This window comes from Pseudomonas sp. zfem002 (assembly GCF_032621685.1).
In the GTDB taxonomy this organism is placed as follows: Bacteria; Pseudomonadota; Gammaproteobacteria; order Pseudomonadales; family Pseudomonadaceae; genus Aquipseudomonas; species Aquipseudomonas japonica.
Genome location: NZ_JAVYJH010000001.1, coordinates 254247 through 278538 on the forward strand (window position 1 = coordinate 254247; position 24292 = coordinate 278538).

26 protein-coding genes are annotated in these 24292 nt (G+C 64.4%); all 26 read left to right on the plus strand.

The annotated features are described in order from the left end of the window. Positions 1-228 precede the first annotated feature (228 nt). The 26 genes from RTI28_RS01095 to fliP all read left to right on the plus strand — a co-directional run bounded on the left by RTI28_RS01095 (position 229) and on the right by fliP (position 24281). On the plus strand, positions 229-1155 hold the full coding sequence (locus RTI28_RS01095; RefSeq protein ID WP_316918739.1) for a ketoacyl-ACP synthase III: 927 nt from the start codon (positions 229-231) through the stop codon (positions 1153-1155). Between the two features lie 57 nt (positions 1156-1212). Then, positions 1213-2502, plus strand: a complete 1290-nt coding sequence (locus RTI28_RS01100; protein WP_316918740.1) for a motility associated factor glycosyltransferase family protein — start codon at positions 1213-1215, stop codon at positions 2500-2502. Continuing rightward, positions 2499-2759, plus strand: a complete 261-nt coding sequence (locus RTI28_RS01105) for a hypothetical protein (protein ID WP_316918741.1) — start codon at positions 2499-2501, stop codon at positions 2757-2759. Before RTI28_RS01100 ends, RTI28_RS01105 begins: the two co-directional genes overlap by 4 nt. Positions 2760-2977: 218 nt before the next feature. Then, positions 2978-3832 (plus strand): flagellin domain-containing protein, encoded by an 855-nt coding sequence (locus tag RTI28_RS01110; protein ID WP_042124605.1) that lies wholly within the window; start codon positions 2978-2980, stop codon positions 3830-3832. Positions 3833-3899: 67 nt separating this feature from the next. Continuing rightward, positions 3900-4268, plus strand: coding sequence for a flagellar protein FlaG (locus RTI28_RS01115; protein ID WP_316918742.1), 369 nt, complete (start codon positions 3900-3902; stop codon positions 4266-4268). A gap of 79 nt (positions 4269-4347) precedes the next feature. Then, positions 4348-5760 (plus strand): flagellar filament capping protein FliD, encoded by a 1413-nt coding sequence (gene fliD / locus RTI28_RS01120; protein WP_316918743.1) that lies wholly within the window; start codon positions 4348-4350, stop codon positions 5758-5760. A 133-nt stretch (positions 5761-5893) separates the two neighbouring features. Then, positions 5894-6277, plus strand: a complete 384-nt coding sequence (gene fliS / locus RTI28_RS01125; RefSeq protein WP_316918744.1) for a flagellar export chaperone FliS — start codon at positions 5894-5896, stop codon at positions 6275-6277. Positions 6278-6301: 24 nt separating this feature from the next. Next, positions 6302-6598, plus strand: a complete 297-nt coding sequence (fliT, locus tag RTI28_RS01130; protein WP_316918745.1) for a flagellar protein FliT — start codon at positions 6302-6304, stop codon at positions 6596-6598. 169 nt (positions 6599-6767) lie between these two features. Further along, on the plus strand, positions 6768-8243 hold the full coding sequence (locus tag RTI28_RS01135; RefSeq protein WP_316918746.1) for a sigma-54 dependent transcriptional regulator: 1476 nt from the start codon (positions 6768-6770) through the stop codon (positions 8241-8243). A 194-nt stretch (positions 8244-8437) separates the two neighbouring features. Then, the gene (locus tag RTI28_RS01140) at positions 8438-9643 is read left to right on the plus strand and encodes a sensor histidine kinase (RefSeq protein WP_316918747.1); all 1206 of its coding nucleotides are present in this window, start codon (positions 8438-8440) and stop codon (positions 9641-9643) included. After that, positions 9640-11031 (plus strand): sigma-54 dependent transcriptional regulator, encoded by a 1392-nt coding sequence (locus RTI28_RS01145; protein WP_316918748.1) that lies wholly within the window; start codon positions 9640-9642, stop codon positions 11029-11031. Before RTI28_RS01140 ends, RTI28_RS01145 begins: the two co-directional genes overlap by 4 nt. A gap of 117 nt (positions 11032-11148) precedes the next feature. After that, the gene (gene fliE / locus RTI28_RS01150) at positions 11149-11478 is read left to right on the plus strand and encodes a flagellar hook-basal body complex protein FliE (RefSeq protein WP_042124620.1); all 330 of its coding nucleotides are present in this window, start codon (positions 11149-11151) and stop codon (positions 11476-11478) included. 15 nt (positions 11479-11493) lie between these two features. Further along, positions 11494-13275, plus strand: a complete 1782-nt coding sequence (gene fliF / locus RTI28_RS01155) for a flagellar basal-body MS-ring/collar protein FliF (protein ID WP_316918749.1) — start codon at positions 11494-11496, stop codon at positions 13273-13275. Continuing rightward, positions 13268-14287, plus strand: a complete 1020-nt coding sequence (fliG, locus tag RTI28_RS01160; RefSeq protein ID WP_042124624.1) for a flagellar motor switch protein FliG — start codon at positions 13268-13270, stop codon at positions 14285-14287. The genes fliF and fliG overlap by 8 nt, the downstream gene beginning before the upstream one ends. Before the next feature lie 113 nt (positions 14288-14400). Further along, positions 14401-15192: a flagellar assembly protein FliH gene (fliH, locus tag RTI28_RS01165; protein WP_316918750.1), complete on the plus strand. Its 792-nt coding sequence runs from the start codon at positions 14401-14403 to the stop codon at positions 15190-15192. Next, complete coding sequence (gene fliI, locus RTI28_RS01170) at positions 15182-16540, plus strand: flagellar protein export ATPase FliI (protein WP_316918751.1); 1359 nt, start codon at positions 15182-15184, stop codon at positions 16538-16540. Before fliH ends, fliI begins: the two co-directional genes overlap by 11 nt. A 6-nt stretch (positions 16541-16546) precedes the next feature. Then, positions 16547-16999, plus strand: a complete 453-nt coding sequence (gene fliJ / locus RTI28_RS01175; RefSeq protein ID WP_316918752.1) for a flagellar export protein FliJ — start codon at positions 16547-16549, stop codon at positions 16997-16999. Between the two features lie 93 nt (positions 17000-17092). After that, on the plus strand, positions 17093-17395 hold the full coding sequence (locus RTI28_RS01180) for an STAS domain-containing protein (RefSeq protein ID WP_316918753.1): 303 nt from the start codon (positions 17093-17095) through the stop codon (positions 17393-17395). An 8-nt stretch (positions 17396-17403) separates the two neighbouring features. Further along, entirely contained in the window at positions 17404-19107 is a 1704-nt protein-coding gene (locus tag RTI28_RS01185) for a fused response regulator/phosphatase (protein ID WP_316918754.1), read from the plus strand. Between the two features lie 25 nt (positions 19108-19132). Then, positions 19133-19480, plus strand: coding sequence for an Hpt domain-containing protein (locus RTI28_RS01190; RefSeq protein WP_316918755.1), 348 nt, complete (start codon positions 19133-19135; stop codon positions 19478-19480). A 96-nt stretch (positions 19481-19576) separates the two neighbouring features. Further along, positions 19577-20863, plus strand: a complete 1287-nt coding sequence (locus RTI28_RS01195) for a flagellar hook-length control protein FliK (RefSeq protein WP_316918756.1) — start codon at positions 19577-19579, stop codon at positions 20861-20863. Positions 20864-21082: 219 nt separating this feature from the next. Further along, positions 21083-21583 (plus strand): flagellar basal body-associated protein FliL, encoded by a 501-nt coding sequence (gene fliL / locus RTI28_RS01200; protein WP_316918757.1) that lies wholly within the window; start codon positions 21083-21085, stop codon positions 21581-21583. A gap of 9 nt (positions 21584-21592) precedes the next feature. After that, positions 21593-22561, plus strand: coding sequence for a flagellar motor switch protein FliM (fliM, locus tag RTI28_RS01205; protein WP_042124642.1), 969 nt, complete (start codon positions 21593-21595; stop codon positions 22559-22561). Positions 22562-22596: 35 nt separating this feature from the next. Continuing rightward, positions 22597-23067 (plus strand): flagellar motor switch protein FliN, encoded by a 471-nt coding sequence (gene fliN, locus RTI28_RS01210; RefSeq protein ID WP_316918758.1) that lies wholly within the window; start codon positions 22597-22599, stop codon positions 23065-23067. Continuing rightward, positions 23068-23529 carry a flagellar biosynthetic protein FliO gene (gene fliO / locus RTI28_RS01215; protein WP_316918759.1) on the plus strand — a complete coding sequence of 154 codons (462 nt, stop codon included), beginning with the start codon at positions 23068-23070 and terminating at the stop codon, positions 23527-23529. Continuing rightward, on the plus strand, positions 23529-24281 hold the full coding sequence (gene fliP, locus RTI28_RS01220; protein ID WP_042124650.1) for a flagellar type III secretion system pore protein FliP: 753 nt from the start codon (positions 23529-23531) through the stop codon (positions 24279-24281). The genes fliO and fliP overlap by 1 nt, the downstream gene beginning before the upstream one ends. The last annotated feature ends 11 nt before the right edge of the window (positions 24282-24292 follow it).

The window sequence follows — 24292 nt, forward strand, 5'->3', positions numbered from 1 at the left end:
CGCGCTCTGACTGGGCGCGCCCTAGGAAAATATGCCATTGTCTGGGAAAATCCGTGACCTATCGGTCAGAACGGACATCTGTGTCTCTATCGTTGATGGAAGTAGCGGGCCGTGTCACCGCCATTTCCACTGCCGCCCAGTTCAGCGGGCGGTGGGAATCCCTGTTTTCTGGCGCCTCTCGAATCATGCGAGCGGTGATCTTCAGCAGTTTTTCATTGGGAAGCCATGATGATTGGCATAAAAAGCATTGCGAGCTACGTTCCGGCCGCCGGCCTGGACAACTACGCACAAGGCGCCAAGTTCGGCAAGGATGAAGAGTTCATCCTCGGCAAGATCGGCTCGGCCTTCCTGCCGCGCAAAGGCGACGAGCAGGAAACCTCGGACCTCTGCGTCGAGGCGGTCAACGCGCTGTTCGCCGCCAACCCCGCGCTGTCGCGCGATGCCATCGACGCCCTGATCGTCGTCACCCAGAACGGTGACGCCGAAGGCCTGCCGCACACCGCCGCCATCGTCCAGGACAAGCTCGGCCTGCCGACGCATGTCGCCGCCTTCGACATCTCCCTGGGGTGCTCCGGCTACGTCTACGGCATCTACGCGCTGAAGGGCTTCATGGAGGCCGCGGGCCTGAAGAACGGTCTGCTGGTCACCGCCGACCCGTACTCGAAGATCGTCGACCCGGAAGATCGCAATACCGTCATGCTGTTCGGTGACGCCGCCACCGCCACCTGGATGGGCGAGGATCCGGTCTGGGCCCTCGGCAAGTCGGCGTTCGGCACCGACGGTTCCGGCGCGCCGCACCTGAAGGTGACGGACGGGGTGTTCTTCATGAATGGCCGCCAGGTGTTCAACTTCGCCCTGCTCAAGGTCCCGGCGCACCTGCACGAGCTGCTCGAGCAGTCGCAGCTGACCGCGGACGATATCGATGCCTTCTGCATTCACCAGGGCAGCGCGGCGATCGTCGATGCCGTGGCGCGACGCTTCGAGGACAAGCCGGAGAAGTTCGTCAAGGACATGGTCGAGACCGGCAACACCGTGTCGTCGAGCATCCCGCTGCTGCTGGAAAAGCACGCCCTGGACACCACCTGGAAGCGCGTCGCGATCAGCGGTTTCGGCGTTGGCCTGTCGTGGGGTTCGGCGATTCTTCATCGGCCGTGACCTGAAGCCTTTGCCGAGGTAATCTCGGGCGTTTCGCAGGCACAGGGATGCTCATCGATGAGCGAGTTTTTCCAGGACAACGCCCGGATTCTCCAGGCGCGCTGGCCGGCGCTGTTCGAACGCCTCGCGCGTGAGGACAGCGAGCGGGTCAACGCCGTGCTGGTCGAGGGGCAGGGCTCGACCCTGAGCATCGACGGCATCCAGCTGAGCAGTCGCCATGACCGCGTCGCCGAGGCGCGTTTCCAGGCCGCGAGCCTGCCCGACAGCGCCGTGCTGCATGTCTATGGCAGCGGCCTCGGTGACCTGCAGACGATCCTCCTGGAGCGTCCCGGGCTGCAGCGTCTGCACGTTCATGTGCTCAACGGCGCGTTGTTCGCCCTGGTCCTGCACCTGCTCGACCAGCGCCAGTGGCTGGCCGATCCGCGTATCGAGCTCGACTACGCCGGCGACAGCGCAGAAATCGCCCTGCCGTATTTCGCCCTGCCGGCGGAGCTGGTCCTGGCCGACGATTTCAACGCGAAGATCCGCGACCGCCTGATCAGCGAAACCCACCTGACTTTCAACAACACCCACTTCGACGTGGCCGACCCGCATCTGGTCGAGCTGCTGGAGCGCAGCCTGCCGTTGCTGCGCGCCGATCGCGATGTCGCGCAACTGTTCGGTAGCCGGGCCGGGGAGAGCGCTTTCGTGATCGCCACCGGGCCGACCCTGCAGGGTCACCTGGCGGCCTTGAAGCGCATTCGCGAGCAGGCGCAGCGGCCGCTGTTCATTGCCGTCGACACGGCCTACAAGCCGCTGCTGGCGGCGGGCGTGAAGCCGGACATCGTGGTCAGCGTCGATCACAAGATCCGCCTGCAGCACCTGCCGCCGGAGGCTTCGGCGAGCACCGCGCTGGTCTACATGCCGATGCTCGATGTCGATACCGTGGCGGGCTGGCGTGGTCCGCGCTATGCCGGCTACTCCGACAGCGCGCTGTACGACCCGGTGCGCGAAGCGCTGCCGCGGGGGCACCTGTTCGTCGGTGGCAGCGTCATTCATCCGGCGGCGGACCTGGCGGTGAAGATGGGCGTCAGCCGCATCACCCTGTTCGGCGCCGATTTCGCCTTTCCCGGCAACCGCACCCACACCGGCTGGGACGACGGCGTGCTCGGCCCGCAGGTGTCGATGGCCAGGCACTGGGTGCTCGATGGTCATGGCCAGCGGGTACGTACCCAGCTCAACTTCCGTGGCTACCTGATCGAGCTCGAGCGTTTCATCGCCCGTCATCCACAGGTGGCGTTCTTCAATACCAGTCGTGCCGGCGCCGCGATCGCTGGCACGACCTTCGACGGGGAGTTCTGCCAATGAGCGCTGTGCAGGAGCATCTTCGCCGCTGTGCCGGCCTGTTCCGCCTGGGGCGCGATGTCGAGGCGGCGGTGGCGATGGTCGAGCCGCTGGAGAGCGCCGCGTGCCAGTTCGCCGCGGCGCCGCCGGCCGTGCAGGCGCAGTTCGCGACGCTGTTCGCACAGATGCTGGCGGCCCAGCAGCGCCAGGACTGGATCGCGCTGGCCGACAGCCTGGAGTACGAACTGGTGAATTTGATCGAGCAGGCAGTTTCCGTCTGAAAGCGTGATGCCCGTCACATCGTGCTGACCGTTTGCGCTGCTGGCCATTCCCGGCAAGTGCCTGATTTACAAGGGGTGGCGGTGTGATGGCATTTTTTTTCGAAAAACCCCTAAAGCAACCCGCCAAGCCGACGATAAACATTACGAAGGTTCTCTAGGCCACACCCGGCGGATGCCAGGGCCGGAAGCCGCAGTATCCATCCAACGAGGAATTCGTCATGGCATTAACCGTTAACACCAACACCACTTCGCTGGGCGTGCAGAAGAACCTGAACAAAGCTTCCGACGCTCTGAGCAACTCGATGACCCGTCTGTCGTCCGGCCTGCGCATCAACAGCGCCAAAGACGACGCCGCTGGTCAGCAGATCGCCAACAAGCTGCAGACCATGGTCACCGGCACCACCGTTGCGATCAAGAACGCCAACGACGGTAACTCGATCACCCAGACCGCTGAAGGCGCTCTGTCGGAAATCACCAACATCCTGCAGCGTATGCGTGAGCTGGCTCTGCAAGCACGTAACGACTCGAACGGCACCACTGAACGTGCGGCGCTGAACAAAGAGTTCGCGGCCAAGTCTGACGAAATCACCCGTATCGCCACCTCCACCACCTACGGCACCAGCAAGCAACTGCTGAACGGTTCCGCTGGCACCATGGAGTTCCAGGTCGGTGCGATGACCGGTACCAGCCAGATCCTGAGCGTTTCGATGACCTCCAGCTTCGCGGCTACCGCCCTGGCTGTTGGTACCGGCGCCCTGGCGATCTCCGGTACTTCCGACTCCGCAGTGCACACCGCTGTTGACGGCGCGATCACCGCCATCGACGCCGCCCTGCAGAAAGTTGACGACAAGAAGTCGGAGCTGGGTGCTATCCAGAACCGCTTCCAGAGCACCATCAACAACCTGCAGAGCATGAACGAGAACTCGGCTTCCGCCCTGGGTCGCGTTCAGGACACCGACTTCGCCGCAGAAACCGCTCAGCTGACCAAGCAGCAAACCCTGCAGCAAGCGTCCACCGCAGTTCTGGCCCAGGCCAACCAACTGCCATCCGCTGTACTGAAACTGCTTCAGTAATAGCTACGATGAAGAGCGAGGGGGTGCGCGAGCATTCCCTCGCTTTTTACTTTGGAGGTGATGGGCGATGGACATGAGCGTCAGATTGAGCGCGTCTTACCCGGCTCCAGCGGCAGCTGCGGCCCAGCAGGATAAAACGGCTGACCAGGGTGCGTCCGACAAGGTCAACAACAAGCCGGCCCTCACGGCGGTAGACAAGAGCGAAGAGCGCCCCGCATCCGATCTGCAGTCGGCGGTGAAAGCGCTACAGGATTACGTCCAGTCGTTGCAGCGCAACCTGGAATTTTCGATGGATGATTCCACCGGAACGGTTGTCGTCAAGGTGGTTGCCCGTGACAGCGGCGAAGTGATTCGGCAGATTCCGTCCGAAACCGCGCTGGAACTCGCAAAGAGCCTGCAAGACGTCAACAGCCTGCTTTTCAACGAGAAAGTCTGAAAGCGGTACGAAAATTGATACATCCCTGGTTCGTGCAGTGATGGTCAAGCGTTTGGCGTGAACCAACAAGGAGAGAACAATGGCAAGTCCAATTCTACCGGCCCTCGGTCTGGGCAGTGGTCTGGATACCACCGCGATCGTCAAAGCCCTGGTTAACGCCGAGAAAACGCCCAAGCAGAACCAGCTCGATCGGCAGACCAAGGCCAATACCGCGTCGATTTCCGCCATCGGCAGCCTGAAGAGCGCCCTGGCGACCTACAAGACCGCGCTGGAGAAGCTTGGCAGCTCGACCACGCCGCAGTTCATCGCCTACTCGGCGACCACGTCCGACGACAAGACCGTCAAGGCCACGGCCGGTGCCACGGCGGTGAATGGCAGCTACAGCGTCATCGTCAAAGAACTGGCGACGGCATCCAAGGTGGCCAGCCAGCGTTTCGCCAGCAGCAGCGATGCGATCAGCCAGGGCACCCTGGTGGTGTCGCAGAATGGCACCAACTACAACGTCGAGATCGGTGCCGGTGCCACCCTGCAGTCGGTACGCGACTCGATCAACGGCTCGCTCACCGCCAAGGGCATCACCGCCAACATCATCAACGATGGTACCGGTTCGCGCCTGGTCCTGACCTCGACCACCACCGGTGCGGGTTCGGACATCTCCGTCAGCGGTATCAGCGAGCTGGCGATCAACGGCACGACGGCGATGTCGGGTGCCGGTGCCGGGTTCATTTCGGCGAAGGCGCAGGATGCCTCGTTCTCCGTGGACGGCATGGACCTGACCAGCAAATCGAACAAGATCGACAATGCCGTCAGTGGCCTGACCTTCGAGCTGGTCGCCAAGAGTGCGACGCCGACCACCGCGACCACGGTGACCGTGGGTACCAACAACGATGGCCTGAAGAAGTCGGTGCAGGGCTTCGTCGATGCCTACAACGCCCTGGTGAACACCATCAACGGCATGAGCCAGACGCCGAAGAATGCGGACGGTACGATGGGTACCGCGCCTGCGCTGGCGGGTGACTCCATGGTTCGCGGCATGCTCTCGGCGCTGCGCAACGAGCTGGTGGTGCCCAATGGCAACGGCAATGGTACGTTGAAGGTGCTTTCGCAGCTCGGTATCAACACCGTGCAGAGCACCGGTCTGCTGGAGTTCGACAGCACCAAGTTCACCGCGGCGATCGATACCCAGAAGCTGGGCGGCGAGATTCAGGGCATGTTCTCTGGCGAAAATGGCCTGGCCAATCGCATGACCAAGGCTCTCGAGCCGTTCACCGCGACCGACGGTCTGCTGGCCGACCGCTCGAAGATCCTCGAGAGCGCCAAGAAGAAGCTGTCGTTGCAGCAGTCGAACCTGGATGCGCGGATCGAGGCGATGACCACTTCGCTGACCAAGAAGTACAACACCATGGACACCCTGGTCGGCAGGCTCAATGCCCAGCGTGATAACATCACGTCCATCTTCGACGCGATGTCGGCGCGGCAGAAAAACTCCTGATTCGCCGCGTGACGCCAAAAGCCCGGCAGTGCCATTCCAGCATGTCGGGCTTTTTGCATTTTCCCTAAAGTTTTTTGACGCGGGGCCGATAGCCCTGTCATAGAGACAATCGAGTTTTGGTGAGGTACACGCAATGAATCCGATGTTGGCCCTTCGGCAGTATCAGAAAATCAGTGCACAGGCGCAGACGTCCGAAGCCAGCCCGCACCGTTTGGTGCAGATGCTGATGGAAGGCGGTCTGGACCGTATCGCCCAGGCCAAGGGCTCCCTCGAGCGTAGCGATATCGCCGGCAAGGGTATTGCCATCGGCAAGGCCATCGGCATCGTCGGTGGTCTGCGCGAGGGTCTGGATCGCGACAACATGACGCCGGAACTGGAGCGTCTGGACAACCTCTATCTCTACATGACCCGTCGTCTGACCGACGCCAACCTGAAAAACGATATCGCCGCGCTCGACGAAGTGAGCGATTTGTTGACCACGGTCAAGGAAGGCTGGGACGCGGTTGCCCCACAATAACCAGTTGCGATAGAGGGTATCGTGATGAGTGCTGTGCTCAAGCGAATCGAGGAAACCCGGGAGGCGCTGGTCGGTGCATTGGCCAAGCGCGACTGGGAAGCGGTAGGTGAGCTGGACCAGGCTTGCCGTGCCTGCATGGACGAGGTGATGAGCGCGGAAGTGGTCGACGAGGAAGCCCTGCGGGACAATCTGCAGGATCTGCTCGGGGTCTATCGGCAGTTGATCGATGTGGCGACGGAAGAGCGTCAGGCGATTGCCGACGAGATGTCAAAGATCAAGCAGGCGCAGCAGGCGACAAAGGTATACCATCTGTACCGCTGACGGTTGATCGAAAATCAGTTACGCGCCATAAATTTGACTGTGAAAGGTTTTTTGACTTAACTAGTGGCTGTTTTCTAATTTCAGACGTCGGAACACTGACCGTTCAGTCGGAATGATGTCGAGCATGCCCTTCGAAGGGTCTCGAGTTGACTAGGGAAGTTGCTATTGCATGTGGCGTGAAACCAAAATTCTCCTGATCGATGACGATGCTGCTCGCCGCCGTCACCTGGCGGTGGTGTTGAATTTTCTTGGGGAAGAAAATCTGCCGTGCTCCAGCCATGACTGGGAGCAGGTGGTCGAGTCGTTGTCGTCCAGTCGCGAAGTTCTCTGTGTGCTCGTCGGGACCGTGAATGCCCCGGCCAGTCTTCTGGGCTTGCTTAAGACAGTGGCTGCCTGGGATGAGTTCCTTCCGGTTTTGCTTTTAGGCGAATTTTCTTCGCTGGAGCTGCCGGAAGAGCTGCGCCGTCGCGTCCTCTCCAACCTCGAAATGCCGCCGAGCTACAGCAACCTGCTCGATTCGCTGCATCGTGCCCAGGTCTATCGCGAGATGTACGACCAGGCGCGTGAGCGCGGTCGCCAGCGCGAGCCGAACCTGTTCCGCAGCCTGGTCGGCACCAGCCGGGCGATCCAGCATGTGCGGCAGATGATGCAGCAGGTGGCCGACACCGACGCCAGCGTGCTGATCCTCGGCGAGTCGGGTACCGGCAAGGAAGTGGTCGCGCGCAACCTGCACTATCACTCCAAGCGCCGCGAAGCGCCGTTCGTCCCGGTCAACTGCGGGGCGATCCCCGCCGAGTTGCTGGAGAGCGAGCTGTTCGGTCACGAGAAGGGCGCCTTCACCGGGGCGATCACCAGCCGCGCCGGGCGTTTCGAGCTGGCCAACGGCGGCACCCTGTTTCTCGACGAGATCGGCGACATGCCGCTGCCGATGCAGGTCAAGCTGCTGCGCGTGCTGCAGGAGCGCACGTTCGAGCGGGTCGGCAGCAACAAGACCCAGAGCATCGATGTGCGCATCATCGCCGCGACCCACAAGAACCTCGAAAGCATGATCGAGGTCGGTTCGTTCCGCGAGGACCTGTACTACCGCCTCAATGTCTTCCCCATCGAGATGGCCCCGCTGCGCGAGCGCGTGGAGGACATCCCGCTGCTGATGAACGAGCTGATTTCGCGGATGGAGCACGAGAAGCGCGGCTCGATCCGTTTCAACTCGGCGGCGATCATGTCGCTGTGCCGCCATGGCTGGCCGGGCAACGTCCGCGAGCTGGCCAATCTGGTGGAGCGCATGGCGATCATGCATCCCTATGGCGTGATCGGCGTTGCCGAGCTGCCGAAGAAATTCCGCTACGTCGATGACGAAGACGAGCAACTGGTCGACAGCCTGCGCAACGATCTGGAAGAGCGCGTGGCGATCAACGGTCATTCGCCGAGCTTCCCGACCAGCGCCATGCTGCCGCCGGAAGGCCTGGACCTGAAGGACTATCTCGGCAGCCTGGAGCAGGGCCTGATCCAGCAGGCACTGGACGACGCCAACGGTATCGTCGCGCGCGCCGCGGAGCGCCTGCGGATTCGCCGGACCACGCTGGTGGAAAAAATGCGCAAGTACGGCATGAGTCGTCGCGACGGAGACGAACAGGCGGAGGATTGACGCCTGTTCGGCACTCGCCGTCTTCATCGGCGGCCGATAGACCTTTCTATTTGTACGGTCAAGGCCCATGCCTGCGGGCCTTGACCGGCATTTCCTGCTGATCGTCCGAGATGACGGAAAAATTTCCGGCATGGCTATTGCTATATCGCTCCCAACATACCGTTTTATGACGGTAAGCCATGCGAGAGAGCACGATGCCCCACGCCGCCACTTCTTCCCTTGAGCCGCAACGCGCGGAAGCTGCCGAGCAGCAGAGTCGCGTCGGTCTCGAGCAGGCGTTTGCCCTGTTCGACCAGATGTCCACCCAGCTCAGCCAGTCCTACGACCTGCTCGAAGCGCGGGTCACCGAGCTCAAGGGCGAGCTGGCGGTGGTCAGTGCCCAGCGCATGGCCGAGCTGGCGGAAAAGGAGCGTCTGGCCAACCGCCTGCAGAACCTGCTGGACCTGTTGCCTGGCGGCGTGATCGTCATCGACGGCCATGGCCTGGTGCATGAAGCCAACCCGGCGGCGTGCGAGCTGCTTGGCGAGCCGCTGGTGGGGGAGTTGTGGCGCCAGGTGATCGCCCGCTGCTTTGCCCCGCGCGAAGACGATGGCCATGAAATTTCCCTGCGCGATGGCCGTCGTCTGTCCATCGCCACCCGTTCGCTGGATGCCGAGCCGGGCCAACTGGTGCTGCTCAACGACCTCACCGAAACCCGCCATCTGCAGGATCAGCTCGCCCGCCACGAACGGCTGTCGACCCTCGGACGCATGGTCGCCTCGCTCGCCCATCAGATCCGCACGCCGCTGTCGGCGGCCTTGCTCTACGCCAGTCACCTGGCCGAGCAGGACCTGCCGCTGCAGACCCGGCAGCGTTTCGCCGGCAATCTCAAGGAGCGCCTGCACGAACTGGAACACCAGGTGCGCGACATGCTGGTGTTCGCCCGCGGCGAACTGCCGCTGACCGACCGCCTGACCCCGAAGGCGCTGTTCCAGGCCCTGCAGCAGGCGGCGCAGACCCAGGTCCACGGCCATGCGGTGCGCTGGCAGTGCGACAGCCACCTGGGCGAGCTGCTGTGCAACCGTGACACCCTGGTCGGTGCGCTGCTCAACCTGATCGAAAATGCACTGCAGGCCAGCGACGGTTGCGCCCGCCTGAAGGTTCATCTGTACCGGCGCGACAACAGCCTTCGGCTGTGCGTCAGCGATGCCGGTTCGGGTATCGACGGCGATCTGCTGCAGCGCCTGGGCGAACCCTTCGTCACCACCAAATCCACCGGCACCGGCCTCGGCCTGGCGGTGGTCAAGGCGGTTGCACGGGCGCACCAGGGCGAGTTGCACCTGCGTTCGCGCAAGGGCCGTGGCACCTGCGCCGTGGTCAGCCTGCCGCTGATCGGCGCGGCGCCGGAGGGTGTGGCATGAGCGTGATCAAGGTACTTCTGGTCGAGGACGATCGCGCCCTGCGCCAGGCCCTGGGTGACACCCTGGAGCTGGGCGGTTTCGCCTGGCGTGCCGCCGGCTGCGCGGAAGAGGCGCTGGACATGGTCGGCGCCGAAGGCTTCAGCCTGGTGGTCAGCGACGTCAACATGCCCGGCATGGACGGTCACCAGTTGCTCGCCCGCCTGCGCGCCGTGCAGCCGCAACTGCCGGTGCTGCTGATGACCGCCCACGCCGCGGTGGAGCGCGCGGTGGATGCCATGCGCCAGGGCGCCGCGGATTATCTGGTCAAGCCCTTCGAGCCGCGTGCCCTGCTCGACCTGGTCGCGCGCCACGCCCTCGGTGCCGCCAGCGCCGTCGATGCCGAAGGCCCGGTGGCCTGCGAGCCGGCCAGTGCGCAATTGCTCGAACTGGCCGCGCGGGTCGCGCGCAGCGAGTCCACCGTGCTGATTTCCGGCGAGTCGGGGACCGGCAAGGAAGTGCTGGCGCGCTACATCCACCAGCAATCGCCCCGGGCCAGCCAGCCGTTCGTGGCAATCAACTGCGCGGCGATTCCCGACAACATGCTCGAGGCCACCCTCTTCGGCCACGAGAAGGGTTCGTTCACCGGCGCCATCGCGGCGCAGGCGGGCAAGTTCGAGCAGGCCGATGGCGGCACGCTGCTGCTCGACGAGATTTCCGAGATGCCCCTGGCGCTGCAGGCCAAGCTGCTGCGCGTGCTGCAGGAGCGTGAAGTGGAGCGGGTCGGTGGGCGCAAGCCGATTGCCCTGGATATCCGCGTGGTCGCCACCACCAACCGCGACCTGGCGGGGGAGGTGGCGGCGGGGCGCTTCCGTGAGGACCTGTTCTATCGCCTGTCGGTGTTCCCGCTGGCGTGGCGTCCGCTGAGAGAACGGAGCGCCGATATTCTGCCATTGGCCGAGCGTCTGCTCTTGCGCCACGTCAATAAAATGAAGCACGCCCCGGTCAGGCTCTCGGAGGAGGCCAAGGCCTGCCTGCAGGGCTATCCGTGGCCTGGCAATGTGCGCGAGCTGGACAACGCCATCCAGCGTGCGCTGATCCTGCAGCAGGGTGGGCTGATCGCCGCGGCGGACTTCTGCCTGGCCGGCGTGCTGCCGGTGCTGGCGCCACGACCCGCGCTGCCGCTGGCGCCGCCGTCGCTGGCGGAAAACCAGGAGCCGGGCGGGCTGGGCGACGACTTGCGCCGGCATGAATTCCAGATGATCATCGACACCCTTCGCGCCGAGCGCGGCCGCCGCAAGGAAGCCGCCGAGCGCCTGGGCATCAGTCCGCGGACCCTGCGCTACAAACTGGCGCAGATGCGCGACGCAGGCATGGATGTCGAGGCCAGCCTTTACGCCACGGGGCTTTGAGGACGGCGGGTGAGCGTTTTGCAACATCGTCGGGGCTAGCTGGCACTCTTGTTGCTAAGTCCTGTTCATCCGCTGCAAGAGTGTCAAAAATCTGCGGGCCGTCGGAGAGAGAAGTTCATGAGCCAAGGTGTTGAATTCAATCGGTTGATGCTGGACATGCGCGCCATGCAGGCGGAAGCCATGTCGGCGCCGAAGGCCGTGCAGTCGCCTGCCGAACTGGGGCAGAGCAGTTTCGCCGACATGCTGGGTCAGGCCATCAACAAGGTCAACGACACCCAGCAGGCCTCCTCGCAACTGGCCAATGCCTTCGAGATCGGCAAGAGCGGGGTCGACCTGACCGACGTGATGATCGCTTCGCAGAAGGCCAGCGTGTCGTTCCAGGCGCTGACTCAGGTGCGCAACAAACTGGTCCAGTCGTATCAAGACATCATGCAGATGCCGGTTTAAGGCGGGATTTGATTCATGGCCGATGCAGTCGTCGATAACGTGCCCGCCAAGGGCACCCCGCCAGCGCCCAAGCCGCCGCTGTTCGGCATGTCGTTCCTGGAAAACCTCTCGCAGATGCCGATGCTGCGGCAGATCGGCCTGCTGGTCGGCCTGGCCGCCAGCGTCGCCATCGGTTTCGCCGTGGTCCTCTGGTCGCAGCAGCCGGACTACCGTCCGCTGTACGGCAGCCTCAACGGCATGGACACCAAGCAGGTCATGGAAACCCTGGCCGCCGCTGACATTCCCTACAACGTCGAGCCCAATTCCGGTGCGCTGTTGGTCAAGGCCGACGACATCTCCCGCGCGCGCCTGAAGCTCGCCGCCGCCGGCGTGGCGCCGAGCGACGGCAACGTCGGTTTCGAGATCCTCGACAAGGAGCAGGGCCTCGGCACCAGCCAGTTCATGGAAGCCACCCGCTACCGTCGCGGCCTTGAAGGCGAGCTGGCGCGGACCATCTCGGCCCTGAGCAACGTCAAGGCCGCCCGCGTGCACTTGGCGATCCCGAAAAGCTCGGTGTTCGTGCGCGACGAGCGCAAGCCGAGCGCTTCGGTGCTGGTCGAGCTGTACCCGGGCCGTGCCCTGGAAGCCGGTCAGGTCATGGCCATCGTCAACCTGGTGGCCACCAGCGTGCCGGAACTGGACAAGTCCCAGGTCACGGTGGTCGACCAGAAGGGCAACCTGCTCTCCAGCCAGCTGGAAAACACCGAGCTCACCGTCGCCGGCAAGCAGTTCGACTACTCCCGGCGCATGGAAGGCCTGATGACCCAGCGGGTGCACAACATCCTGCAACCGGTGCTGGGCAACGACCGCTACAAGGCCGAAGTCTCCGCCGACGTCGATTTCAGCGCCGTCGAATCCACTTCCGAACAGTTCAACCCGGACCAGCCGGCGCTGCGCAGCGAGCAGTCGGTCAACGAACAGCGCTCCAGCAGCTCGGGCCCGCAAGGCGTTCCGGGGGCATTGAGCAACCAGCCGCCGGGCCCGGCCTCCGCGCCGCAGACCACCGGTGGCGGCGCCGCCGGCGCGGCCGCGGCGATCCAGCCCGGTCAACCGCTGCTCGATGCCAACGGCCAGCAGGTCATGGATCCGGCCACCGGCCAGCCGATGCTCGCGCCGTATCCGGCGGACAAGCGTCAGCAATCGACCAAGAACTTCGAACTGGACCGCTCCATCAGCCACACCCGCCAGCAGCAGGGTCGCCTGACCCGCCTGTCGGTCGCGGTGGTGGTGGACGACCAGATCAAGATCGACCCGGCCAACGGCAACACCACCACCGCGCCGTGGAGTGCCGAGGACCTGGCGCGCTTCACCCGCCTGGTGCAGGACGCGGTGGGCTTCGACGCCAGCCGCGGCGACAGCGTCAGCGTGATCAACGTGCCGTTCGCCGCCGACCGCGGCGAGGCCATCGCCGAGATTCCGTTCTACTCGCAGCCGTGGTTCTGGGACATCGTCAAGCAGGTGCTCGGCGTGTTGTTCATCCTCGTGCTGGTGTTCGGGGTCCTGCGTCCGGTGCTCAACAACATCACCGGCAACGGCAAGCAGTCGAGCAGCGACAGCGACATGGAACTGGGCGGCATGATCGGTCTGGATGGCGAACTGGCCAACGACCGGGTGAGCCTGGGTGGTCCGCAAAGCATCCTCTTGCCTAGTCCGAGCGAGGGTTACGACGCCCAGCTCAACGCTATCAAGAGTCTGGTGGCAGAAGACCCGGGTCGCGTGGCCCAGGTCGTGAAAGAGTGGATCAACGCCGATGAGTGACAATCGAGCCCTGACTTCCAAGCTCACCCGCGTCGACAAGGCAGCCATCCTGCTGCTGTCGCTGGGCGAGACCGACGCCGCGCAGGTACTGCGGCACATGGGGCCGAAAGAGGTCCAGCGGGTGGGCGTGGCCATGGCGCAGATGGGCAACGTCCATCGCGAGCAGGTCGAGCAGGTCATGAGCGAGTTCGTCGAGATCGTCGGCGACCAGACCAGCCTGGGTGTCGGCTCCGATGGCTACATCCGCAAGATGCTCACCCAGGCCCTCGGCGAGGACAAGGCCAACGGCCTGATCGACCGCATTCTCCTGGGCGGCAACACCAGCGGCCTGGACAGCCTGAAGTGGATGGAGCCGCGCGCCGTCGCCGACGTCATTCGCTACGAGCACCCGCAGATCCAGGCGATCGTCGTGGCCTACCTCGACCCCGACCAGGCCGGCGAGGTGCTGGGCAACTTCGACCACAAGGTGCGCCTCGACATTATCCTCCGCGTGTCGTCGCTGAACACCGTGCAGCCGGCGGCGCTGAAGGAACTCAACCAGATCCTCGAGAAGCAGTTCTCCGGCAACTCGAATGCCGCGCGCACCACCCTGGGCGGCATCAAGCGTGCCGCGGACATCATGAACTTCCTCGACAGTTCGGTGGAAGGCCAGCTCATGGACGCGATCCGCGATATCGACGGCGACTTGTCCGAGCAGATCGAAGACCTCATGTTCGTCTTCAACAACCTGGCCGACGTCGACGATCGCGGTATCCAGGCGCTGCTGCGCGAGGTGTCCTCCGACGTCCTGGTGGTGTCGCTCAAGGGCGCCGACGAGAAGGTCAAGGACAAGATCTTCAAGAACATGTCCAAGCGGGCTTCCGAGCTGCTGCGCGACGACCTCGAGGCCAAGGGCCCGGTGCGTGTCAGCGACGTCGAAACCGCGCAGAAGGAAATCCTCACCATCGCCCGCCGCATGGCCGAAGCCGGCGAAATCGTGCTGGGCGGCAAAGGTGCCGAAGAGATGATCTGACGTGTCGGCGCCGCACCTTCGGGGCGSCCCCGGCCAGGCTTGGCCAGGCAGCCCGCGGTGCGGGACAGCCTGGGCCCGATCATCCGCAACCCGACTTTTGAGCGCATGGAATCATGTCGACCAACGAGCATTTGAGTGAACTGATCCGCGCCCGCGACCTCGAGGGATTCGACCGCTGGGCGCTGCCCAGTTTCGACCCGGAACCCGAACCCGAGCCGGAGCCTGAGCCGGAACCCGAGGAGACCGTCGAGGAAGTGCCGCTGGAGGAAGTCCAGCCGCTGACCCTCGAAGAGCTCGAGAGCATTCGCCAGGAGGCCTACAACGAAGGCTTCGCCACCGGCGAGCGCGAAGGTTTCCACAGCACCCAGCTCAAGGTCCGCCAGGAAGCCGAGGTGGCCCTGAGTGCCCGCCTGGAAAGCCTGGAGCAGTTGATGGGCCATCTGCTCGAGCCCATCGCCGAGCAGGACGCGCAGATCGAGAAGCAACTGGTGCACCTGGTCAGCCACATCGCCCGGGAGGTGATCGGTCGCGAGCTGAAGACCGACTCCAGCCAGATCACCCATGTCCTGCGTGAAGCCCTCAAGCTGCTGCCCATGGGCGCCGAAAACATCCGCATCCACATCAATCCCCAGGATTTCGCCCTGGCCAAGGCCCTGCGCGAACGCCACGAGGAAAACTGGCGCCTGCTCGAAGATGACAGCCTGCAGCCGGGTGGCTGCTGGATCGAAACGGCCCACAGCCGTATCGATGCGACCGTGGAAACCCGTACCGAGAAAGCCATCCAGCAACTGTTCGACCAGTTGCACGACCAGAGCCTGCACCCGGCGACGCCGGACCTGCATGTCGACCTGCAGGACAAGCAGGCTGTCGCGGTCGAGGAAGCGGAAACCAGCGATGCACCTTGACCGCACCAGTTTCGCCAAGCGCCTGGGCAGCTACGCCGAAGCCGTGCGCCTGCCGGGCCAGCCCGTGGTGGAAGGGCGCCTGCTGCGCATGGTCGGCCTCACCCTCGAGGCCGAAGGCCTGCGCGCCGCCGTCGGCAGTCGCTGCAAGGTGATCAACGACGACAGTTATCACCCGGTCGAGGTCGAAGCCGAAGTCATGGGTTTCTCGGGTGGCAAGGTCTTCCTCATGCCGGTCGGCAGCGTTGCCGGCATCGCCCCGGGCGCGCGCGTGGTGCCGCTGGATGACAGCGGCCGCCTGCCCATGGGCATGAGCATGCTCGGCCGGGTGCTGGACGGCGCCGGTCGCGCGCTGGACGGCAAGGGCGGGATGAAGGCCGAGGACTGGGTGCCGATGGACGGTCCGACGATCAACCCGCTGAATCGCGACCCCATCAGCCAGCCGCTGGACGTCGGCATCCGCAGCATCAACGGCCTGCTCACCGTGGGGCGCGGCCAGCGTCTCGGCCTGTTCGCCGGTACCGGTGTGGGCAAGTCGGTGTTGCTGGGCATGATGACCCGCTTCACCGAGGCCGACATCATCGTGGTCGGGCTGATCGGCGAACGGGGGCGCGAGGTGAAGGAATTCATCGAGCACATTCTCGGCAGCGAAGGCCTCAAGCGCTCGGTGGTGGTCGCTTCGCCGGCGGACGACGCGCCGCTGATGCGTCTGCGCGCGGCGATGTACTGCACGCGGATCGCCGAGTATTTCCGCGACAAGGGCAAGAACGTCCTGCTGCTGATGGACTCGCTGACCCGTTTCGCCCAGGCCCAGCGGGAAATCGCCCTGGCCATCGGCGAGCCGCCGGCGACCAAGGGGTATCCGCCTTCGGTGTTCGCCAGGCTGCCCAAGCTGGTGGAACGTGCCGGTAATGGCGAGGCGGGCGGGGGCTCGATCACCGCGTTCTATACCGTGCTCTCCGAGGGCGACGACCAGCAGGACCCGATCGCTGACTCGGCGCGCGGCGTGCTCGACGGCCACATCGTCCTGTCGCGGCGCCTGGCCGAGGAAGGGCATTACCCGGCCATCGACATCGAGGCGTCCATCAGCCGGGTCATGCCGCAGGTGGTCACGCCCGAGCAGATGACCCAGGCCCAGCAGTTCAAGCAACTGTGGTCGCGCCTGTCGCAGAGCCGCGACCTGATCAGCGTGGGGGCCTACGTCGCCGGCGGTGACAAGGAAACCGACCTGGCCATTGCCCTGCAACCGCGACTCGTTGGATTCCTGCGCCAGGGGCTGAACGACAACGTCAGCCAGGAGCAGAGCCGCGAGCAGTTGGCGGGGGTCTTCGCCCCTGTCGCGCCGGGCTGATAGACCATGGCCCAGCTCAGTCGCGCCGCCCGCCTGGCCCCGGTGGTGGAGATGGCCGAGGATGCCGAGCGCAAGGCCGCGCAGCGTCTCGGTCACTTCCAGCAGCAGGTCAACCTGGCCCAGGCCAAGCTCGCCGAGCTCGACCAGTTTCGCGCCGATTACCAGCAGCAGTGGATGCAGCGCGGCAGCCAGGGGGTGTCGGGCAAATGGCTGGTGGGCTTCCAGCGTTTTCTCGGCCAGCTCGATACCGCGGTGGCCCAGCAGCACCAGAGCCTGACCTGGCACCAGAACAACCTCGACAGCGCTCGTGGCACCTGGCAGCAGGCCTATGCCCGGGTCGAGGGCCTGCGCAAGCTGGTGCAGCGCTACATCGAGGAGGCCCGCCTGCTCGAAGACAAACGCGAGCAGAAGCTGCTCGACGAGCTGTCCCAGCGCCTGCCGCGTCATCATCAGTTCTGAGTATCGAGCGCCGGTCGGCGTGCCTTGCCGGTCTGCTGGCCGACTGCTACACCTGTAGGATCCGCCCCCGCGATCTTCGAAGGAAGCGCTAACATGGCCGTTGATACAGAAGTTTCTCAGGATGGGAAAAAGCTGACGATCCGGATCAAGGGTCGTTTCGACTTCGGCAAGCATCAGGAATTCCGCGAGTCCTACGAACGCAGGAACCGTCCCGATTCCGTGGTGATCGACTTGAAAGACGCGACCTACATGGACAGCTCGGCGCTGGGCATGTTGCTGCTGTTGCGTGACCACGCCGGTGGCGATCAGGCGCAGATCAGCGTGATCAACACCAATTCCGACGTGCGCAAGATCCTGGCGATCTCCAATTTCGAAAAACTCTTCGAAATCAGTTGAGTGATCTCATGAACGACCCGCGAGCCCTGACGGTCCTGATCGTCGAGGACGGTGCGACAGACCGTCTGCTCCTGGCGACCATCGTGCGCAAGCAGGGCCACCGCGTGCTGACCGCCGAGAACGGCAAGCTGGCGGTGGCGCTGTTCGCCGAGCAGCGCCCGCAGCTGGTCCTGCTCGATGCGGTGATGCCGGTGATGGATGGCTTCGAGGCGGCGCGACGGATCAAGGCGCTGGCGGGCGAGGAGCTGGTGCCGATCATCTTCCTCACCTCCCTGACCGAAGACGAGGCGCTGGTGCGCTGCCTGGAGGCGGGCGGCGACGATTTTCTCGCCAAACCCTACAGCCCGGCGGTGCTGGCGGCGAAGATCCGCGCCATGGACCGCCTGCGCCGTCTGCAGGCCACGGTGCTGGAGCAGCGCAACGAAATCGCCCGGCACCACGATCACCTGCTCAACGAGCAACGGGTGGCCAAGGCGGTGTTCGACCAGGTGGCGCATGGTGGCTGCCTGAGCGCTTCGAACATCCGTTACCTGCAGTCGCCCTATGCGCTGTTCAATGGCGATCTGCTGCTGGCCGCGTTCACCCCCACCGGCGAGATGCATGTGCTGCTCGGTGATTTCACCGGCCATGGCCTGCCGGCAGCGGTGGGGGCCATGCCGCTGGCCGAGGTGTTCTACGGCATGACTGCCAAGGGCTACGGCCTGACTGAAACCCTGCGCGAGATGAATGCCAAGCTCAAGCGCATCCTGCCGGTCGACATGTTCTGCTGCGCGCTGCTGCTCAACCTGAGTTTCGAGCGGCGCGTGGTCGAGGTGTGGAACGGCGGCATGCCCGATGGCTACTTGCTGCCCGTCGCTGGCGGCGATCCGGTTCCCATGGTGTCCCGGCACCTGCCCCTGGGGGTGTTGCCGCCCGCGCAGTTCGACGAGAGTACCGAGGTCCTGCCGCTGGCGCTGGGCGATCGCCTGTTCCTGTTGTCCGACGGGGTGGTGGAGACCTGTGACGACCACGAGCAGTTGTTCGGGGTCGCTCGGCTGCAGCAGGTATTCGCCGACAATCGCCAGCCGGAAAACCTGTTCGAGGACGTACTGGCGGCCCTGGAGCGCTTTCGTGGGCGCTCGCGGGATGACGTGAGCATGCTGGAAGTCACCGTGGTGCCCCCGGATCACCTGGCGCCGCCGCCGCTGGTGTATTCCGACAGCGGCCAGTCGAGTCCGCTGGACTGGTCGGCGTCGTTCGAGTTTCGCGCACGGACGCTCAAACGCTTCAACCCGCTGCCCTGGTTGATGCAGCTGCTGCAGGAGGTGCATGGCCTGCGCGCGCAGAGCGGGGCCTTGTACAGCGTGCTCAATGAACTCTATGCCAACGCCCTGGAGCATGGCGTACTTGGCCTGGACTCGGCGCTCAAGCGTGATGCCCACGGTTTTGCCGCCTATTATGAAGAACGCAACCGGCGCCTGCTGGCGCTGGACAGTGGCCATATCCGTCTTCACCTGCAGGTGGAACCTCGGGAAGGAGGCGGGCGTCTCATTATTGAAGTCGAAGACAGCGGTCATGGCTTCGATGTGAGTAAGGTACAGGCACCGCCGCTTGTCGAGCAGCGCCTGTGCGGACGCGGCCTGAACCTGGTACGCCGCTTGAGCCGGCATGCCGAATGGACTGACGGTGGACGCCGGGCGCGCGTGGAGTTTGCCTGGGGCGCTCTGGCATAATCCGCCTTGATCAAGGAGTGAACACGTGTCCGATATTCATATTGACCGCAAGGTGTTGAGTGACCTTCAGGAAGTCATGGAAGGCGAGTACCTGAACCTGCTGGAAACCTTCCTCAAGGATTCCGAAGACCGCCTGCGCCAGCTCTACAAGGCCCGGACCGTCGAAGAACTGAGATTGGTGGCGCATAGCTTCAAGGGCAGCAGCAGCAACATGGGTGCGCTCGGCCTGGCCGAGCTGTGCCGGCAGGTGGAGGAGCAACTCAAGCAGGGACCTCCCTGCGGCATCGAGCACCTCATCAACCAGATCGACCGTGAGTACTCCGTGGTGAAACAGCTCTACCGCGCCGAGCGCGAGCGGGTGTTGGTCGGTTGAGGCATCTTTCCCCAGCGCGCCAGGCGCAACCTGGCGCGACTTTTGCGTAGGCTTCGCTATTCGTGATGACGAGCTTCTGTAGCGGAGACCTTTTTCATGCCCGTCGCATCAAACACCTTGCTGCAATCCGGCGTTGCCGCGAAGACCGCGCGCACCCAGAACAGCGCCCTGGACAAAGCCCAGCAGAGCCTCAACGACAAGGGTTCGGACTTTTCCCGGGTGTATGCGCAGCATTCCCGGGACAAGGCCGACAACAAGATCGAGGCGCCGGCGCGGGAGCGTGACGGAGTCGACAAACCGGCGGCAAACAACGGCAAGGCCGATGGCCCGGAAGGCGGCAAGGTTGCCGATGGCGGCAATGATTTGCCTGACGAGCGCGATGTCCAGGCGACGGACGCCGATCAGGGCGGCGACAGTGCCACTGCCGATGCCGACAGCCAGTCCCTCGATGCCAATCTGGTCGCGGGGCAATTGACCGACGCGCCAGAGGGCGCACAACTGCTCCAGGCCCAGGCCGAAGCGGTGGCGCCGGTGCTCCAGGCCGCCAGCCAGCAGGCAGCGCTGGTGACGCCGCCGGCCAGCGAGGAACAGGCCTTCGACCCGGACAGCGACCCGCTGGCCGATCTGCCGGTGCTGCGCCTGGCCCTGGAACAGAACGCCCAGGCCCAGGGCGCCACCTCCACTCATGCCAAGGCTTCCACCACGGACACCGCGCAGGGCCAGCAGCCCGCTGTCAATCCACTGGCGCAGATGCTCGAAGGCGCCGAGGCCGAGGCCGGACAGAGCGAAGGCGGCGACAAGGCCTTCGCCAGCCTGATCGACGACGGTCTCAAGGACACCAAGCGCGCCGGCAGCGATACCCGTGTCGACGACTTCGCCAACCGCCTCGCCAACCTGACCCAGGCCGTCACCGCCAAGACTGCCAATGCCGTGGCGCCCGCGCCGCTGCACCAGCCGCTGGCGATGAACCAGAGCGGCTGGAGCGAAGGCCTGGTCAACCGGGTCATGTACCTGTCCAGCCAGAACCTCAAGTCCGCCGATATCCAGCTGGAACCGAAGGAGCTGGGGCGCCTCGATATCCGCGTGAACATGAGTGCCGACGCCACGCAGATCACCTTCGCCAGCGGCCATGCCGGCGTGCGCGACAGCCTCGAAAGCCAGGTGCCGCGCCTGCGCGAGCTGTTCAGCCAGCAGGGCTTGGCGCAGCCGGACGTGAACGTCGCCGACCAGTCGCGCCAGCAGCACAACGGCAACCAGGATGACACGCCGAAGATGAGCGGCGTTGCCGGACGGCGCAACGCCGAGGGCGGGGAGGGCGATATCGCCGCTGCCGCTGCGGTGGAAACCGTCATTGGCAACAGCACGGTCGACTACGTGGTCTGATCCGCGGACTCCGTAGGAGCTGGCTTGTCGTGTGACGAACCACTGCGAAAGGAGCGCGCAGCGGTCCCAACGGGTTCCGCCAACACGACCCAGGGACCGCTTTGCGGTCCTTTCGCAGGCAAGCCAGCTCCTACGGAAGTCCGTGCAAGAACTGGCATAACACTTGCTCGCCCACTCGCCATAGTGGAACAAACCTCCTGTGAGTGACGGATTATTGGCATGGCGAAGAGCGAAGCAGTCAAAGACCCCGCCGTTAAAGGCAAACTCAAGCTGATCCTGCTGTTGGTGCTGGCCCTGTTGCTGGCCATCGGCCTGTCGGTGGGCGCGACCTGGTTTTTCCTGCACAAGTCCGACAGCAAGCCGGCGGCCGAGCCCGCGGTGGCGGCCGCCAACGTCAAGCAACCGGCCATCTACGAATCGATGTCGCCGGCCTTCGTGGTCAACTTCAACCAGAACGGCCGCCAGCGCTACATGCAGGTGAGCATCACCATGCAGGCCCGCGACCAGGCCGCCCTGGAAGCCCTGAAAGTGCACATGCCGGTGATTCGCAACAACCTGGTCATGCTCTTCTCCGGCCAGGCGTTCGAGTCGCTGGCGACCCCGGTCGGCCAGGAAATGCTGCGTCAGAAGGCCACCGCCAGTGTCCAGGAAGTGGCGCAGAAGGAAGTCGGCAAGCTGGTCGTCGACCAGTTGCTGTTCACCAATTTCGTATTGCAGTAGGAGCCGAAGATGGCCGTGCAGGACCTGCTGTCCCAGGATGAGATCGATGCCCTCTTGCACGGCGTCGACGATGGCCTGGTGCAAACCGAAGCCAGTGCCGATCCCGGCAGCGTCAAGAGCTATGACCTGACCAGTCAGGATCGCATCGTCCGCGGTCGCATGCCGACCCTGGAAATGATCAACGAGCGTTTCGCCCGCTACACCCGCGTCAGCATGTTCAACCTGCTGCGGCGCTCCGCCGACGTGGCGGTGGGCGGGGTGCAGGTGATGAAGTTCGGCGAATACGTGCACTCGCTGTACGTGCCGACCAGCCTCAACCTGGTGAAGATCAAGCCGCTGCGCGGCACCTCGCTGTTCATCCTCGACGCCAAGCTGGTGTTCAAGCTGGTGGACAACTTCTTCGGCGGCGACGGCCGTCACGCCAAGATCGAGGGGCGCGAATTCACCCCGACCGAGCTGCGCGTGGTGCGCATGGTCCTCGACCAGGCCTTCGTCGACCTCAAGGAAGCCTGGCAGGCGATCATGCCGGTCAACTTCGAGTACATAAACTCCGAGGTCAACCCGGCCATGGCCAACATCGTCGGCCCCAGCGAGGCGGTGGTGGTCTCGACCTTCCACATCGAACTCGACGGCGGCGGCGGCGACCTGCACGTGACCATGCCGTACTCGATGATCGAGCCGGTGCGGGAAATGCTCGATGCCGGTTTCCAGTCCGACCTGGACGACCAGGACGAGCGCTGGGTCAAGGCCCTGCGCGAAGACGTGCTGGACGTCAGCGTACCGCTCAGCGCCACCGTGGCCCGCCGCCAGCTCAAGCTGCGCGACATCCTGCACATGCAGCCGGGCGACGTGATTCCCGTGGAACTGCCGGAAGACCTGATCCTGCGCGCCAACGGCGTGCCGGCGTTCAAGGCCAGGCTTGGCTCGCACAAGGGCACCCTGTCCCTGCAGATCCAGTCGCCGGTCGAGCGCCGCTAACCCTTTAACCGAATTGAGTGCCCGTCGAGGACAACATGGCGAACGAAAACGACATTACTTCCCTGGAAGAGCAGGCCCTGGCCGATGAATGGGCGGCAGCCCTGAGCGAAACCGGCGATGGCGGCCAGGCCGATATCGATGCGCTGATGGCGGGCGGCAACTCGGCCTCCTCGGGTGGCGCCAATCGTCTGCCGATGGAAGAGTTCGGCAGCTCGCCGCGGCCCAGCGACCAGGTCAGCCTGGAAGGTCCGAACCTGGACGTGATCCTGGACATTCCGGTGAACATCTCCATGGAAGTGGGCAGCACCGAAATCAGCATCCGCAACCTGCTGCAGCTCAACCAGGGCTCGGTGATCGAACTCGACCGCCTGGCCGGCGAGCCGCTGGACGTGCTGGTCAACGGCACGCTGATCGCCCATGGCGAAGTGGTGGTGGTCAACGAGAAGTTCGGCATCCGCCTGACCGACGTGATCAGCCCGAGCGAACGTATCAAGAAGCTGCGCTGAGTGAAGCGCTTCCTTTCCCGGCTGCTGGCCGCGGCCAGCCTGTGCTGGCTGCCCCTGGCCCTGTCGGCGCAGGTCGGTGCGACGCCCGCGGCCAGCGTGGCGGCGCCGGCCACCTCCGGCAGCGTGGCCGGTCAACTGACCCAACTGGTCCTCGGCCTGCTGCTGGTACTGGGGCTGATCTTCTTCCTCGCCTGGTTGCTGCGCCGCGTGCAGAACGCCGCGCCCAACGCCAACCAGGTGATCCAGGTGGTCGGCAGTCGCCAGGTCGGTCCCCGTGATCGCCTGCTGCTGGTGCAGGTCGGCGACGAACAGGTCCTCATTGGCCACACCCCCGGCAGCCTGACCACCCTGCATGTCATGACCCAGCCCGTCGCGGCGCCGGCCAGCCCCCGCGCGGCCACGCCGGAATTCGCCCAGCGCCTGATGGAGCTGCTGGGCAAGGACCAGAAGGACAAGCCGTGATGGCTGCATTGCGAACACTGTTGACGCTGCTGTTGCTGCTCGCCGCACCGCTGGCGCTGGCCGCCGACCCGCTGTCGATCCCGGCGATCACCCTGTCCAACGGGGCGAACGGCCAGCAGGAGTATTCGGTCAGCCTGCAGATCCTGCTGATCATGACCGCGCTGAGCTTCATCCCGGCGTTCGTCATCCTCATGACCAGCTTCACCCGGATCATCATCGTCTTCTCGATCCTGCGTCAGGCCCTGGGCCTGCAGCAGACCCCGTCGAACCAGATCCTCATCGGCCTGGCACTGTTCCTGACGATGTTCATCATGGCGCCGGTGTTCGACCGGGTGAACAAGGACGCCCTGCAGCCGTACCTGGCCGAGACCCTGAACGCGCAGCAGGCACTGGACAAGGCCCAGGTGCCGCTGAAGGACTTCATGCTGGCGCAGACCCGGCAGAGCGACCTCGACCTGTTCATGCGCCTGTCCAAGCGTACCGACATCGCCGGGCCCGACCAGGCGCCGCTGACCATCCTGGTCCCGGCCTTCGTCACCTCGGAGCTGAAGACCGCGTTCCAGATCGGCTTCATGATCTTCATCCCGTTCCTGATCATCGACCTGGTGGTTGCCAGTGTGCTGATGGCCATGGGCATGATGATGCTGTCGCCGCTGATCATTTCCCTGCCGTTCAAGATCATGCTGTTCGTCCTGGTGGACGGCTGGGCGTTGATCATCGGCACGCTCGCCGGCAGTTTCGGCGGCGTATAGCCCCGGGAGAC